Origin of the sequence: Paenibacillus sp. FSL H7-0735 (assembly GCF_038008505.1) — a bacterium.
Classification (GTDB): Bacteria; Bacillota; Bacilli; order Paenibacillales; family Paenibacillaceae; genus Paenibacillus_AQ; species Paenibacillus_AQ odorifer.
The window spans coordinates 1,102,525-1,117,990 of record NZ_JBBOZH010000001.1; the positions used below are offsets into that span (position 1 = coordinate 1,102,525).

The following is a 15,466-nucleotide window of genomic DNA, read 5'->3' on the forward strand; positions in this document are numbered from 1 at the left end:
CCCAGCAGTACCCATTCTTATACAGAAAGAGGTTAAACAATGAAGAAAATCATGTCTTCCAAGTTTGTAGCACTTGGGCTGGCCTTATTCATGGTCATTTCAATTCTAGGAACATCTCTTGCTCCGGCAGGACAAATATTTGCAGAAGCGAGCGCTGGCTCCGGTCTGGAAGCAACTGCTGCGGAGCGGATTAATGTTGCGGATGCGACTTATGCGGCTGCAGAATATCTCTTGAAAGGTGGCGTGCAATCGGATTGGCAAGCTATTGGATTAGCGCAAGCAGGATATAAGCTGCCAGCCAGTTACCATTCAGAGCTTGAGAAAAAAGTAAAGGATGCAGCTGGCAATTTCGCCAATGTAACCGATTATGCTCGAATCGTGCTCGCAGTGAGAGCGATTGGTGCAGATCCTACTAGCTTTGCTGGTAACGGAACGACTCCTGGCTATAATCTGATTGAGAAAATTTATAATAACAGCAAGCTCAGTGAACAGACGCTAAATAATCCGGTATATGCTTTACTTGCGCTGGATTCTGGTAAATATAATATCCCAAGTGACGCGAAATGGACGGCGGATAAGCTCCTTACGGAGATTCTCTCCAAACAGAATCCGGATGGGGGCTTTGCATTAACTTCAGGCGCAAGTGAGCCTGATATGACAGCGATAACCTTGACGGCTCTGGCGGCACATAAAAATAATCCCGAAGCCTACTTAGCAGGGCTACAAGCCGTAGCTTGGTTATCTGCAGCTCAAGATAGCCATGGGGGTTACGGTGACAGTGCTGAAAGTAGCGCACAAGCAATCCTTGGACTCACATCCTTCGGAGTTGATCCTAGTGGATTAGAATACACCAAAAACAAAGTGGATCTAATGGAGAACCTGCTTAGCTATCGTCTAGCTGATGGTAGCTTCACCCATAGCCGTGGTGGAAGCAGTAATGTTCTGGCGACAGAGCAAGGACTTCAGGCGCTGGTTGCGTATAATTTGCTGTATAAAGGAAGCAACAGTAAGCTATACGATTTTTCCAAATCCTCCGTTCAGAGCTCACTCATCTACGCTCCTGTAACGATTGAGGGACCACGGGCCACGTTGGCACAAGGGTACGCCTATGCTGGCAACGCACTTGGAGCGTTAGAGAAGCTGGCGCTTCAAACGAACTTGCCGATCACGAATCCTTCGGGCAGTTATGTGACTGGCATCGGAAGTATTGCTGCTGGAAGCTTTGGTGGTTATGACGGATGGATGTATGTTGTATCACGTGACGGAAAATGGATTAATCCCGATGTAGGCATGAGTGATTTTGTACTTAAAGATTCAGATCAGGTACTGGTTTATTATGCCGGAGATGACACTAAACTTGTGGATTCCGTTACCCTTTCCAAACAAAATCTTAAAGAGGGCGATTCTTTTACTGTCACTGTAACTAGTAAGACGTGGAAATGGGACGCTGCTACGAATACTTCCTCTCCTGTAACGGCAAAAGCTGCGGGTGTTCAGGTCCAAATTGGAGCTCACACGGTAACGACGAATGCTAAAGGTGAGGCCGTATTCTCAGGAAATGTGCCCGCAGGTGACTATACACTGTCTGTAACTGGCTACCGCGAAGGTAAAGCGCCAACGGTTGCTAAATATACAAAAGCTATAAAGGTAACTTCTAAGAATGTAACAGCTTCTCTTACCGTTGAAGGCCCGGAAGGATTGATTAGTGAAGGGACTTTAAAAGCCTCCAATGCTCTTGAAGCGTTGCAGCAACTAGGGTCTACCGATGATTTTAAAGTAGATATCACCAAATCGTCTTATGGCAACTTTGTATCAGGTATCCATGGAGTTTCGCAAGGTACTTACGACGGATGGTGGAGCTTCGTAGTATCACGCGGCGGGGAGTGGATATATCCAAGTGTGGGTATGGATGCGTTCGAACTACAGGAATCCGATCGTGTGCTTGTCTATTATGCAGGAGAAAATACACAGGTTATAGATTCTGTGGCGCTTTCCCCAACGCAGCCAAAAGCTAATGAAGCTTTTACCGTAAAGGTTTCCCAGAAAAAGTGGGTGTGGAATCAGGACAGCTTCACTTCTGATCCGGTTACCTCACCAGCTGCAGGTGTGCAGGTTTCGATTGGTGATAAGAAGGTAATCACGAATGAACAAGGTGTAGCTGTTGTTGAGGGGGGTCTCCCGGCAAATAGCTATACAATGACTGTTACCGGTTATGTTAAAGACAGCGTACCGAGCGTAGCGCGTTATACTCAGTCTCTGACTGTTGGATCGTCTGTTATTGCTCCAGCTAAAGCTACCGCTACCCTTTCAGTAATTGGAGATAGCCGGAAGGGAACCATCCTAGCCAGTACAACAGTAGCTCTAAAAGAGGGCGAAACGGCTTATAGCTTACTAGTCAGTCAATTAGGCACTAAGGTAGTATCATCCGGCAACGCTGGAAGCATCTACGTGAAGTCTATTGACGGGTTGGCTGAATTTGACGGAGGCCCAAGCAGCGGATGGAAGTATAAAACGAACCGGGATGCTGATCCAAGCATAAGTGCAGACAGCTATATTTTGCAGAACGGTGATACTTTATATTGGTACTATACCTCTGGAGAATAAGGAAGAGGATTGATTAGGCGGGTACATGGATTCGGAGTAACTAACGGATCGGGTGCCCGCCCTTTTTATATTTGGAGGAAAGTCGTTTTATGACAATATATACTTTTATTCGACACAATATTCAAAAAATCATCAAACTCTTAGCCCTTCCGACCGATAAAAATAGATAGATCATAAGATAATGCGAAGGCGGAGTGTAGATGAAAAATTTGAAAGTGAAATACAAAATAGGGCTGCTTTTGGTATTCGCTGTAATCATGGTGAATGTTGTAGGGGGCATAGGCATCATCACGATGACCCGAATGGCCGAAAAGACAAATGAGACATATAATGAAAATTTATTGCCTGTTTCTTACGTGGGGCAGATGCGTACGAATAATCGGGCTATTGAATCCTATCTTTTGGAGCGTTTGATTAGCGTTGATGCCAGCAAAAACAAAGAACTTTCTGAGAGTATCCAAGTGAAGGTTCAGGATAATAATGAACTTATGAACAAGGTGAAAGCGATTCAGTATAATGATCCTGCTATTGTAAGTAAAATCAAAGAGTATGAGTCCTTTTTGCCAGATTATCGTGCACAGCGGGATAACATTATAAAGATTGCTGATAGTAATCATAATCAAGAGGCCTATAAAGTATTTTCAGGCGAATTTAACGAATCCCGTGAAAAAATGATCAACCTACTTAAAGGAATTAGTGATTCGTTGCTTAAAGATGCTGATGAACACAATTCAGATTCCATGGCAACCGCTAAAAGCATGCGGGTAAACAATACCATAATGATTACGTTCGCCTGGGTGATTTGTTTCGTAATTAGTATTGCAATTATTCGACTGATAACAAAACCCCTTAAAGAACTGCAAGGACTAATGAAGCGGGCAGAAGATGGAGATTTGACCGTGGTAGCAACGTACACCGCCAAGGATGAGATCGGCCAAATTAACAGTTCATTTAACAATATGCTGCAGGGCTTGCGGAAGATGATGCAAGGGATTGCAGAGAGTGCAGAACTGCTGTCAGCTTCATCGGAAGAGATGAGCGCTAGTGCTGAGCAGACCTCATTGGCTTCACAAATGATCGCTGTATCTTCTGGAGAGATTGCCGCGGGTTTTGATGAACAGACAGAGAGCATTAACAATACAACACGTTCCATAAAAGCAATGACCAATGATATTGCAGCCGTAGAGGGCAGCAGCTATGAAATGTCGGATCTAATGGGCGTAGTTTCCGGTTCATCGGATCGTGGAGTAGAGGCTGTAGACCAAATCATTGTGCAGATGAAGGAAATTGACCTCAGTGTAACTCAGAGTCAGGAGATTGTTTCTAATCTGGGGACATTGTCACAAGAGATTAATACAATTATTACAACGATTAACGGTATTGCTACACAGACGAATCTGCTTGCGCTCAACGCTTCTATAGAAGCAGCACGGGCCGGTGAGCATGGACGGGGATTTGCTGTAGTTGCTGGAGAAATTCGTAATCTGGCGGAAGCAACTAGAAATAGTTCTTTGCGGGTTACAGATATTATTACACATATCCAAAAGCAAACCGAAAGCGCAGTAGAATCCATGGCTTTGGGTACTGAGCTAGTCACCAATGGCGTAGTTCAAAGTCATCTGGTATCTCAAGCGTTTCATGAGATTCAGACTTCCATTAAAGAAGCTACCTTACAGACAGCCGAAATTAGAGAAGCGGTTGCTCATGTAGCCATGGAATCACAAGGTGTGGCAGCAGCTATGGAACAGGTCAACGTTATATCTAGTAAAGGCGCAGAAGGTGTTCAGGACACAAGTGCAGCGAGTCAGGAGCAACTATCCGCAATGGAGGAAATGTCGGCTTCAGCTCAGTATTTAGCGGTGCTGGCAGAAGATCTGCAAAAAACATTGTCCAGCTTCAAACTATAGGCTTCTTAATATTGTCAAAACCAGCAGAGCAGCGGTTCTCCAGTAACGGAGATCGCTGCTCTGCTGTTTGTGGTTTTAGCGCATTGGGAGCAAGTGCGAGCCAGCTGATCTCAGTTGGTCAAGGTGGGATAGATGTAAGTTGGTTTCAGTAGGTTGCGGGCAAACATATGCTATGTGACCTCCAGCGACACTATTGGCAGGCAAGACAGAGGGATGGAAACAATAAAAACTTCGGCGATGATCGGTATACTCGTACCCCGTACCCCGTAGCCTGTACCCTGTAGCCTGTACCCTGTACCCTGTACCCCGTACCCCGTACCCCGTACCCCGTACCCCGTACCCCGTACCCCGTACCTCTAGTTTCACCGGCTGATCTCTAGTTTTTTAAACACACTATCTACTTGATATTCCCTAGTCTAAGGTCATTTGTGTCCGATGTGTGGGCTTATACTCATCCGCACAGGCTATCGGACACAGCCGTCGCTATTTGCACATTTATCGCCATTGGGGCGAAGTTTCGGACTCCAGTGCAGCTATTGGTGTGGAAAACGCTGAAAACTGGTTTATTTCGCATCAATAGCGGCTATGAGGTCCGATAGCGTCCGAAATATAGCTAAATCCAGCAATTAAGGTCATCTGGGTCCGATAACGTGGGCTTATACTCACCCCCACAGGCTATAGGACACAGTAGCCGCTAATTGCCCATTTAGTGGCATTGGGGTGAGTTCCGGACTACTCAGTTGCCGCTATTTGCCCATTTATCGCCTTTGTAGCGAAGTTTCGGACACCAGCGCAGCTATTGGTGTGGAAAACGCTGAAAACTGGTGTTTTTTGCACCAATAGCGGCTATGGGGTCCGATAGCACCCGAAACAGTGGCAAATCCAGCAATTAAGGTCATCTGGGTCCGATAGAAAAACTCGGGAGCATGAATGTGGTTGGATTAAACAAAAATTAGTGTTTAGTTCAAGACTTGAAAAAAGAGGGCATCCCCACAGCTAGTTCACAGCTGTGGGGATGCCCTCTTGATTTTTAATAAAAACTCAGCGTGTATCCTTCCAGAAATTCAGAGGTTTCAGATCTGAGCTAATGACGTGGAATGTATATCCTTCTTTTTTCAATGACTCTAAAATACGAGGAAGCACTTTAAGTGTAGCCTTTTGATCATGCATCAGAATAACTGGATTGGTCTGCGATTTCTGCAGCTTATGAACCTGATTCATAACCGAATTATAGATCGTCGTACTAGCATCCTTGTATTTCCAATCCTCAGAGTCCACGTTCCAATCCCAGAGATGATAACCTTGAGCCAACACTTTATCTCTAAAGGTCTTTGTGAAATAAGGTTTGCTTCCATAAGGAGGACGAATTAGTGTGGTGCTTTGACCTGTAATCTTTTTCAAAATGGCGTTATCGTTATCCATCTCACCCAGTGCAGCGGCAGGTGAAGCATAAAACTTCTCTTTCCGGTGCGTCATTCCATGCAATGCGAGACCATGTCCTTCATTCGCAATCCGTTTCACTTGCGTAGTATGCTGGTTCATATTCGGTCCGATCATGAAAAAAGTTGCCTTCGCATCATATTTTGCCAAAATATCAAGCAATGTAGAAGTAGTGGCCGTTGGTCCATCATCAAAGGTGAGGTATACGGTCTTACCTTGCTTCCCAACAGTTGGCGTAGAAGTTCCAGGAGTTGCGGTTGGCTTCATTTCCTTTTTAAATTTACTCACAAATGTTGCATCATCTAATGTAGCTGAGCCATCTTTTACACGCAATAAATTTTGATCTGCTTTAAAGGAAATTCCGAAACCAAGATAAGAAGTCAATTTCAGTGGAACCATGGTTTTTCCGTTTTTCAAAAATGTATTCATGGATATGGTCTTTCCATCGCTTAGAGTAGCTGTTGCATGATCATTCAGCAGTTTGATTGATCTGTTCTGACCTGTAACTTTTATCCCATCACTCACTCCAGTTAGCGTTAACTTAAGTTCCTGTGACAGATCACGTAGAGGAACGTAATAGGTATCTTTTACCGAAACTGCTTCAATAGTTGTTAACTTATCGTTCACACCTAACCTAAGGGAGCCTGCACCTGCTGCATTCACTGAATCTATCGCTCGTATTGATCCAGAACCTATGAATAATACGATTAATAATAGCCATACTTTCTTTAAAGACATCGTCAAAAATCTCCTATCTATGTATATTTGTCTATTACCTTATCATACATTGATAGAATGAAATTTGAGAGATTGTAACCCCCAGCAGAATAATTTGTTACCTTTTAGTAGTTAACTGTGATTTCAACCACAATCATAAAAAGCACGTAACTCCGGCTAAATACTGACGCATCAACAAAAATGGTTAAAATAACCCCGTTTTGCGCAAAATAGATGTGTCCAAATTAGCAACTTTAGTAAACTATTGAACAAAGTTTGAACGGAATTTTTCAACCCATAAACAGCGCCGTTACAGTGATCTTTATCATACTATTAGAAACTTGTAACAAATTGATCACACATATTTAACTTGTTCGCCATTATTAAGGTCTTTTTTAGGCTAAATGGAAAAATAAGTCTTTTGCTTTCTTCCCCATAAATTCTTACTATATATAAAGGTTAATGTTGAGGGTTAATAAAAGAAGTATTGAAGGAAGGAGCTTAAGCATGAACAAAAAGGGACCGTTATACGCTTTATTTCTCAGCCTAATTTTACTCTTGCCAGGATGCAGTTCAATCGCTGTTCTGAATCCGAAGGGGCCGGCTGCAAGAACTTTATCTGACACGATCATTCTCTCCATTGTTATGATGCTCGGTGTTCTGGCAGTTGTCTACATCTTATATGTCTTCGTTCTTTTGAAATACCGTGCTAAAAAAAGCAACGAAGATTATATTCCTCCTCACGAGGAAGGAAACAAATGGCTGGAGGCTATCTGGATTACCATTCCGATTATTATCGTGGCATTCCTCTCCGTAGTCACCGTCAAAACAACAGTAGATGTAGAAAATGTTGCAGCGGATTATAAAGATCAGAAACCGCTTGTAATCTATGCTTCCTCCTCTAACTGGAAATGGCATTTCAGCTATCCAGAGGAAGGGATCGAAACAGTAAACTACGTTAATATTCCAGTTCACCGCGCTGTAGAGTTCAGATTGTATTCTTTCGGTACAATCTCAAGTCTTTGGATCCCACAATTGGGAGGACAAAAATACGCGATGAGCGACATGATCACAACCTTGCATCTTTCAGCTGATACTGTAGGTTCTTATGTCGGAAGAAATGCGAACTTTAATGGTAAGGGCTTTGCCCACATGGAGTTTGAAACACTTGCGATGACAGATAAGGATTATCAGGAATGGGTGAAAGACGTTAAAGAAACGGCGGGTCCACTGACGGAAGATGAATTTAAAGGTCTTTTGGAAATGGAACATGTCGGACGTAAAACGTATACGAATACTCACTTATCCTTTAGCCCGCCTCCGGGAAGCCATGGTGACCATATGAGTAATGGTGGCACTGAAATGGATACGGATAACGGAAGCATGGAGCATCAGGATAATAAAGAAATTCACCCGACTCCAGCACCATCCAGTGAGACGGAATTCAACACCGAGCCTAATCCAGAACTGGATGAGCCGACACCTAGTTCTCCATTAGAAGAGAGCACAACACATGACGGACACTAGTCAATGTTAATTGAACAACTTGAAAGGAGCGATTCCTAATGGATTGGGATAAATTTAAGGTCCACGGCGAACCCTTGATATACGGAGCTATGGCAAGTATTGTTCTGGCTACGATCGGGATTATTGTCGGCCTGACCTATTTTAAAAAATGGGGATATTTATGGCGCGAATGGTTGACTACTGTTGACCACAAACGTATTGGGATTATGTATATCCTCGCAGCATTGCTTATGCTTTTCCGCGGCGGCGTTGACGCTATTATGATGAAGCTGCAAACAGCAGCCCCGGACATGAAATTTCTTGACGCACAGCATTATAACGAGGTATTTACAACACACGGCTTGATTATGATCCTTTTTATGGCCATGCCGTTTATTATCGGTCTGATGAATGTTATCGTTCCGCTGCAAATCGGCGCTAGAGACGTTGCCTTCCCGCGTCTGAACGCTGTCAGCTTCTGGCTCTTCTTCTTTGGAGCTATGCTGCTTAACATTTCGTTTGTTATCGGGGGATCGCCAGATGCTGGTTGGTCCGCATATTTCCCGCTAGCAAGTCTAGAGTTCAGTCCAACGGTGGGTAATAACTATTACTCGCTCGCACTACAAATTTCAGGTATTGGTACGCTCATCACAGGCGTTAACTTTATTGTAACGATTCTGAAAATGCGTGCACCAGGCATGAAGTTGATGAAAATGCCGATGTTTACTTGGTCCGTATTGATCACCAACGTAATTATCGTATTCGCATTCCCTGTGCTTACGGTAGCACTTGCGTTGATGATGTTCGACCGGCTGTTCGGCTCTCAATTCTTTACGATGGCCAATGGCGGTATGGATATGTTATGGGCCAACCTTTTCTGGGTATGGGGTCACCCTGAAGTATATATCGTTGTCTTACCGGCATTCGGTATTTATAGTGAAATTATCGCCACCTTCTCTAAAAAGAACCTGTATGGATATACATCCATGGTATTCAGTATGTTGATCATTTCTCTCTTGTCCTTCTTAGTATGGGCTCACCATTTCTATACAATGGGTCAAGGTGCTATGGTTAACAGCTTCTTCTCGATTACAACCATGGCCATTGCCGTACCAACAGGTGTGAAAATATTTAACTGGCTATTCACCTTACGAAAAGGGCGAATAACCTTTACGACACCTATGCTATACACCCTGGCCTTTATTCCGATCTTTACGATTGGTGGGGTAACAGGTGTCATGCTGGCTATGGCCAGTGCCGATTACCAGTACCATAATACGATGTTCCTGGTTGCCCATTTCCACTACGTTCTTATTCCAGGTGCGGTCTTCGCCGTTATCGCAGGGTTCCATTACTGGTTCCCTAAAGTATTCGGTTTCCGTCTGAATGAACGTCTTGGCAAGCATGCCTTCTGGTGGATTATTATTTCCTTTAACGTATCGTTCTTCCCGCTGTTTATTCTCGGACTTAAGGGTATGACCCGTCGACAATACACATATTCTGCGGACACTGGATTTGGCCCGCTGAGTATGGTTTCATTTGTAGGTGCGATCGGTCTCGCGATTGGATTTGTAATCCTGGTTTATAACATTTACTGGAGTACTCGTTACGAACCAAGAGATACTGATGGCGACCCATGGGATGCACGTACTTTGGAGTGGGCAACGAAAAGCCCGATTCCAGCTTACAACTTCGCAGTGGTTCCAAATGTAAAAACACGCGATGCATACTGGTCTGCTAAACAAGATAAAGTACCACTTTTTGAAGATAAGATTACTAAGATTCATATGCCTAGCAACACAGGAAAACCATTTATTCTGGGTGTTATCTTCTTCATCGCAGGGTTCTCTCTGGTCTTCAGTCTTTGGATTCCAGCGATCCTCTCTGGAGTAGGTATCCTCATTGTTCTAGCTGCTATGTCCTTTGATCGGGATCACGGATTCTACATCCCAGCAGAAGAAGTTATTGCTACTGAAAAGAAATTGCGGGGTGAGACAGTATGAAAATAGATGCGTCTAAGCCGCTTGAATACTCAACAGAAGAGAATAGTAATAAAATCTTTGGCTTCTGGGTTTTTCTAGGAGCGGAGATTGCACTGTTCGCTACGTTGTTCACTGTTTACTTTGTAATGGTAGACCGTTTTGCCAGCGGCCCTAGCGGGCCGGAGCTTTTCGAAATTGGTCCGGTGATGATCGAAACATTGCTGCTGCTGACAAGTTCGTTTACGATTGGTCTTGCGGTTCATGCCATGCGGCATGGTTACCAAAAAGCCATGATGGTCTTTTTCGGACTAACCCTTCTAATGGGTCTCGGCTTCCTTGGTATCGAAATCATGGAGTTTGTCACTTATGTTCACGAAGGGGCTACACTTCAAACCAGTGGTTTCCTATCCAGTCTCTTTGTACTGCTGGGAACACACGGAGCTCACGTATCGTTCGGGTTCCTGTGGGGTGCGGCTATTCTAATCCAGTTGAAGCGTCAAGGTATTAATCCGGCTACGGCCAATAAATCCTTTATCTTCTCGCTGTACTGGCATTTCTTGGACGTTGTCTGGATCTTTATTTTCAGCTTCGTCTATCTGAAAGGACTGATGTAGCATGATGAAGCAATTGTTTCCAATTCGCCATGTGATGGGTTTCTTAGCCTCTCTTGTCCTTTCTGTGGCTGCACTTGCTGTAATCTACCTTGATCTATCCAACACTGCGAACATGGCAATCCTGCTTGTTACAGCCCTCATTCAGGCTTCCTTGCAGCTCTTCCTGTTCATGCATATTGGTGAATCAGCAGATACCAAGAAAGAACTTTACATCAATATCGCCTATGCCTTATTCGTTGGTTTAGTTACGATATTCGGTACGCTCTTCATCTTCGTATGGGGCTGGTATGCTTAATTACAGTAACTAATACTCAAAGGGACGTCTTCTATGCCTAAATGGCTTAGGGACGTCTCTTTTTTTTGGTTTACTTAGGAGGTTTGTTGTAGCGGATGCCCGGAAATGGGCATCTTCCCAGGCAATAGCTGCACAGGAGTCTGCAACTTTGCTCAATAGGCGGAAAATGTGCGAATAGGGTCATCTGGGTCCGAAATCCACGGGGGATGAGGGTGGCTTGGTGCTATCGGATTCAGATGACCTTAAAAGCAGGAATCAGCGGCTTTTGAGTCCGAGAGCCCCGTGAGACAAGGGTGGCTCGGCGCGATCGGACTCAGATGAGCTTAAAAGCAGGAATCAGCGGCTTTTGGAGTTGTAACAGACCCCAAAGCCGCTATTGGTGTGAAAAACGCGCAAAATGAGCGCCTTTTTAGGCAATAGCTGCACAGGAGTCCGAAACTTCGCTCAAAAGGCGGAAAATGTGCGAATAGCGTCATCTGGGTCCGAAAGCTAGCGGGGATAAGGAGGCTCGGCGCGATCGGACTCAGATGAGCTTAAAAGCAGGAATCAGCGGCTTTTGGAGTTGTAACAGACCCCAAAGCCGCTATTGGTGTGAAAAACGCGCAAAATGAGCGCCTTTCTAGGCAATAGCTGCACAGGAGTCCGAAACTTCGCTCAAAAGACGAAAAATGTGCGAATAGGGTCATCTGGGTCCGAAATCCATGGGGGATGAGGGGGACTTGGCGCAATCGGACTCAGATGACCTTAAGAGCAGGAATCAGCGTCATCAGGGTCCTAAAACTACTGTGGATGAGGATGGCTCGGCGCGATCGGACGTAATTTTTGATTAATAGCAAGGGATAGATAGATCCCCAAGGATAATCTTGGGGGTTTTTTGTTGACATATAAGCCGAACTGTATTAATAATAGTAGTACAGTTAATACACATCATAATGGATTTAATGCAAGATAGTGGAAGGAGGAAGGTTATGTTCGAACTGGACGTTCGTAGTCGGAAGCCGATTTATGAGCAGCTGACCGATAAGGTCAAGGAGATGATTCTGCATGGTATTTTGCAGACGGATGAACAGCTACCTTCTGTAAGGACTTTATCCCAGCAGCTAACCGTGAATCCCAATACGATTCAGAAGGCTTACCGTGAATTGGAACGTGAGGGGTATATCTATTCATTACAGGGGAAAGGAAGTTTTGTAGCCCCGATGAAAAAAGAACAAAATGCGATCAAAAAAGCGGAAGTCCGGAATGAGTTGCTGAGGCTGATGGCGGAGGCGGTATACCTTGGGTTTACCGCAGCTGAGATTAGTTCTTTGTACCAACAAGTGGAGAAGCAAAGAGAAGGAGGGAAGAGTGATGATTGAGATTCGAGGAGTCAGCAAGTTATTTCAAGGCGAGAAGGCAGTCGACGATATCTCTTTAACGGTACATAAAGGAACAATTTATGGGCTGCTCGGCTCTAATGGCGCGGGCAAAACTACGCTGCTCAAAACATTGGCGGGCATCTACTCTCCAGATAAGGGGACCGTGCGGGTGGATGGTGAAGCAGTATTCGAACACCCGACGACTAAGCAACGGGTTATTTTTATGCCGGATGCTCCTTATTTTTTCCCACAATCCACCATGCTGCAAATGGCGGCCTTCTATCGCTCGATTTATCCGGGCTGGAATCAGAAGCGTTTTGAAGATTTGGGAACCGTATTTCAGCTCGATAAAAAGCGCAAACTCAGTCGTTTCTCCAAAGGGATGCAGCGGCAAGCGTCATTCTGGTTGTGTTTAAGCTGTATGCCGGATGTGCTGATTATGGATGAACCGATTGACGGATTAGATCCGGTGATGCGGCGTCAGATCAAAAACCTGCTATTTCAGGAGGTTGCTGAACGCGAGCTGACGGTAATCATATCTTCGCATAACCTTCGTGAGATTGAAGATCTGTGCGATCATGTCGGGATTATGCATGGTGGGAAGATGTTGATTGAGAAGGATCTGGATGATCTTAAGGCGGATACACATAAGATTCAAGTGGCGTTTCGGGATGAACGGCATGAGATTCCGTTAGCTGCCAAGTTACAAGTTTTGCATCAAGAGCGCCGGGGAAGTGTGAACCTATATATTGTAAAAGGGGATCGTGAACGGATCAAAGCGGCTTTTCAGGTGTACGAGCCATACGTATTCGATTTGCTTCCATTAACGTTAGAAGAGATCTTTATTTATGAAATGGGGGATGTCGGATATGATGCGCAGCCATTACTACTTTAATAGCAGTGTTTTTCGCCAGAACTTCCGCCAGCATGGCTGGATAGGGATTATATATGCACTTGGCTTATTATTCGCACTTCCATTGCAGCTCTTCATGAGCAACAATCCGGATGCAAAACCGCAGGAAATTGATCATTTATTTCGCATAGCTGGTAGTGTGCAAGCCTTATTTATCATTACGATCCCAGTTGCCGCAGGACTATTCTTATTCCGATACCTTCAGGCAAAATCACCCGCAGATCTTTGGCATAGCCTGCCTTTACGCAGAGAGCATTTATTTACAGCTCATCTGACGAGTGGACTTACCTTGCTATTGCTGCCTGTTTGGTTAACTGCTGGGGTGGTTGCCGTTATTAAGCCATGGAGTGGGAATTTTTATATTTTTCAAGGCGCAGATATTTGGCAATGGTGTATCACAGTTAGTATTCTGACTTTGTTCCTCTTCTGCTTTAGTGTTTTTGTGGGAATATGTACGGGCCAATCTATTCTTCAGGGAATTATCATTTATATTTTGCTTATTCTTCCTGCTGTACTGATCTCATTAATCAATAGCCATTTCGTCATGTATCTTTATGGTTATGCAAATGAAAATGTAAACTTCCGTGATTCTAGTTTGCAGATGTGGTCTCCGTTTGTTCATATCGTGTATTATTTTACCGGCAAACCCTTCACTAATACAGAATTATGGATTTATGGGGTATTGGCACTTCTGTTTATTGGGTTGTCCTATCTGTTATACCGTAAACGTAATACGGAAAAAGCGGGTCAGGCTATTGCTTTTGGATATTTCAACCCACTGTTTAAAGCAGGGGTTATGTTATGTACTATGCTTATTTCCGGAAATTATTTTGCACAAATGAAGCAACAGCAAATGGGCTGGGTGATTAGTGGATATGCCATCGGAGCCATTATTGGTTATGTTGCCGCAGAAATGATTGTTCGGAAAACATGGCAGATTATGACGCGTAAAATGGTAGCTGAGTTTGCAGTTTATGCGGTAATGATAGGGTTACTTCTGTATATCCCAGTATCAAGTGTTACGGGGTATGAAGCCAGAGTGCCTTCCGGTGATAAGATTAGCGGTGTATATATGGGAGCTAACTACCGGTTGTATACCCCAACGGATGGTTTGCACACTACACCCTACATGGGGCAGAACCCTTTTTCCGATGATAAAGATTATATAGAAACTGTCCGTAAACTTCATCAAACGGTAGTTGCAGTACGTCCAGAACATACCTCACAACAATATGTTTATGAATATTTTACTCTGGCTTATCAATTGGAGAATGGTCACAAGTTGGTGAGGGAATACTGGATCCCTAATAAGGGGTTTGAATCAGAACTCAAGGCGGTTAAGGATACTGAAGCTTACAAGTATGAAAAGTATAATTTAGCTTTCTTAGACAGAGAAATGGATCTCATGTGGATTACTAATAGGAATAAAAGAGTTGCCATCTCTGATCCCGGGGAAATTTTAGAGCTAAAGGAGATTATCAAACGCGAAATTTTGAATATGTCCTACGAAGTACAGATAGATAAGGACGGAAAACCTGATGTGGCTAATATCGAAACAGAGGTAAAGGTAAAAGAGGACAGCAATCAAGTTTCTTCAAGTTATGGTTATTATTATCCGTGGAAGTCATCTTTTCATGAGTTAGAGAAATGGATGAACGAAAAAGGTTATGCCGATAAAATACGAATAACAGCTGAAGATATCCAATCGGCAGAGATTATAAAAGATGATTATATGGACGAGAAAACACCTAAGAACCCTACTAGTCCTGAACAAAGAGTAGCGCTTGCGCGTGAAAAGAATCGTACGGCTGTTACGAAGGATAAGGTTTTATTAACAGATGTTTTGGCCCATCATTTCAATTATGGTGTTGAGAATGGCAACTACATTGTGAAGTTGATGTACAAAGAGGGTTATAGCGATTTTGTAATGTTAAAAGAATCAGATATGACATCTGAATTGAAAGCATTGCTGAAATAAGCTAAGAATAAGGTAAGTAAAAGATTACAGAAGATAAAAGACTACTGGTTGACATAAACTGGATAGTTGGAATATGCTTTTGGAGATAGGTTAAGGATGAAATGGGACTTTCAGGTCAGCCTCAGAGCCAGTATATTCGTTCCGGTAAAATA

Annotated in this window: 10 protein-coding genes; 9 read left to right on the forward strand and 1 reads right to left on the reverse strand. The window is 43.8% G+C overall.

The window, feature by feature from the left end:
* Positions 1-39: 39 nt before the first annotated feature.
* Complete coding sequence (locus tag NSS82_RS04795) at positions 40-2,604, forward strand: DUF4430 domain-containing protein (RefSeq protein WP_076274035.1); 2,565 nt, start codon at positions 40-42, stop codon at positions 2,602-2,604.
* 200 nt (positions 2,605-2,804) lie between these two features.
* Positions 2,805-4,511: a methyl-accepting chemotaxis protein gene (locus tag NSS82_RS04800; protein ID WP_076099554.1), complete on the forward strand. Its 1,707-nt coding sequence runs from the start codon at positions 2,805-2,807 to the stop codon at positions 4,509-4,511.
* A gap of 1,041 nt (positions 4,512-5,552) precedes the next feature.
* Here NSS82_RS04800 and NSS82_RS04805 read toward each other — a convergent pair.
* Positions 5,553-6,689 (reverse strand): polysaccharide deacetylase, encoded by a 1,137-nt coding sequence (locus NSS82_RS04805; RefSeq protein ID WP_076104213.1) that lies wholly within the window; start codon positions 6,687-6,689, stop codon positions 5,553-5,555.
* Between the two features lie 486 nt (positions 6,690-7,175).
* Here NSS82_RS04805 and qoxA point away from each other — a divergent pair, with 486 nt between their 5' ends.
* From qoxA to NSS82_RS04840, 7 genes are all read left to right on the forward strand, one after another.
* The gene (gene qoxA, locus NSS82_RS04810; protein ID WP_036680822.1) at positions 7,176-8,195 is read left to right on the forward strand and encodes a cytochrome aa3 quinol oxidase subunit II; all 1,020 of its coding nucleotides are present in this window, start codon (positions 7,176-7,178) and stop codon (positions 8,193-8,195) included.
* Positions 8,196-8,233: 38 nt separating this feature from the next.
* Positions 8,234-10,177 (forward strand): cytochrome aa3 quinol oxidase subunit I, encoded by a 1,944-nt coding sequence (gene qoxB / locus NSS82_RS04815; RefSeq protein WP_036680823.1) that lies wholly within the window; start codon positions 8,234-8,236, stop codon positions 10,175-10,177.
* Positions 10,174-10,770, forward strand: a complete 597-nt coding sequence (gene qoxC, locus NSS82_RS04820; protein WP_036680826.1) for a cytochrome aa3 quinol oxidase subunit III — start codon at positions 10,174-10,176, stop codon at positions 10,768-10,770. The genes qoxB and qoxC overlap by 4 nt, the downstream gene beginning before the upstream one ends.
* 4 nt (positions 10,771-10,774) lie before the next feature.
* A complete protein-coding gene (gene qoxD / locus NSS82_RS04825) occupies positions 10,775-11,065 on the forward strand; it encodes a cytochrome aa3 quinol oxidase subunit IV (protein ID WP_036680878.1) in 291 nt (96 codons plus the stop codon).
* A 968-nt stretch (positions 11,066-12,033) separates the two neighbouring features.
* On the forward strand, positions 12,034-12,423 hold the full coding sequence (locus NSS82_RS04830; protein ID WP_036680827.1) for a GntR family transcriptional regulator: 390 nt from the start codon (positions 12,034-12,036) through the stop codon (positions 12,421-12,423).
* The gene (locus NSS82_RS04835; RefSeq protein WP_076274036.1) at positions 12,416-13,318 is read left to right on the forward strand and encodes an ABC transporter ATP-binding protein; all 903 of its coding nucleotides are present in this window, start codon (positions 12,416-12,418) and stop codon (positions 13,316-13,318) included. Before NSS82_RS04830 ends, NSS82_RS04835 begins: the two co-directional genes overlap by 8 nt.
* Positions 13,272-15,314 (forward strand): hypothetical protein, encoded by a 2,043-nt coding sequence (locus NSS82_RS04840; RefSeq protein ID WP_143761419.1) that lies wholly within the window; start codon positions 13,272-13,274, stop codon positions 15,312-15,314. The genes NSS82_RS04835 and NSS82_RS04840 overlap by 47 nt, the downstream gene beginning before the upstream one ends.
* Positions 15,315-15,466 lie beyond the last annotated feature (152 nt).

Coding starts and splice junctions, on each gene's coding strand:
- NSS82_RS04800 (WP_076099554.1), top strand. CDS start 2,805: ATGAAAAATTTGAAAGTGAAATACAAAATAGGGCTGCTTTTGGTATTC.
- NSS82_RS04835 (WP_076274036.1), top strand. CDS start 12,416: ATGATTGAGATTCGAGGAGTCAGCAAGTTATTTCAAGGCGAGAAGGCA.
- qoxA (WP_036680822.1), top strand. CDS start 7,176: ATGAACAAAAAGGGACCGTTATACGCTTTATTTCTCAGCCTAATTTTA.
- qoxD (WP_036680878.1), top strand. CDS start 10,775: ATGAAGCAATTGTTTCCAATTCGCCATGTGATGGGTTTCTTAGCCTCT.
- NSS82_RS04840 (WP_143761419.1), top strand. CDS start 13,272: ATGAAATGGGGGATGTCGGATATGATGCGCAGCCATTACTACTTTAAT.
- qoxB (WP_036680823.1), top strand. CDS start 8,234: ATGGATTGGGATAAATTTAAGGTCCACGGCGAACCCTTGATATACGGA.
- NSS82_RS04795 (WP_076274035.1), top strand. CDS start 40: ATGAAGAAAATCATGTCTTCCAAGTTTGTAGCACTTGGGCTGGCCTTA.
- NSS82_RS04805 (WP_076104213.1), bottom strand. CDS start 6,689: ATGTCTTTAAAGAAAGTATGGCTATTATTAATCGTATTATTCATAGGT.
- NSS82_RS04830 (WP_036680827.1), top strand. CDS start 12,034: ATGTTCGAACTGGACGTTCGTAGTCGGAAGCCGATTTATGAGCAGCTG.
- qoxC (WP_036680826.1), top strand. CDS start 10,174: ATGAAAATAGATGCGTCTAAGCCGCTTGAATACTCAACAGAAGAGAAT.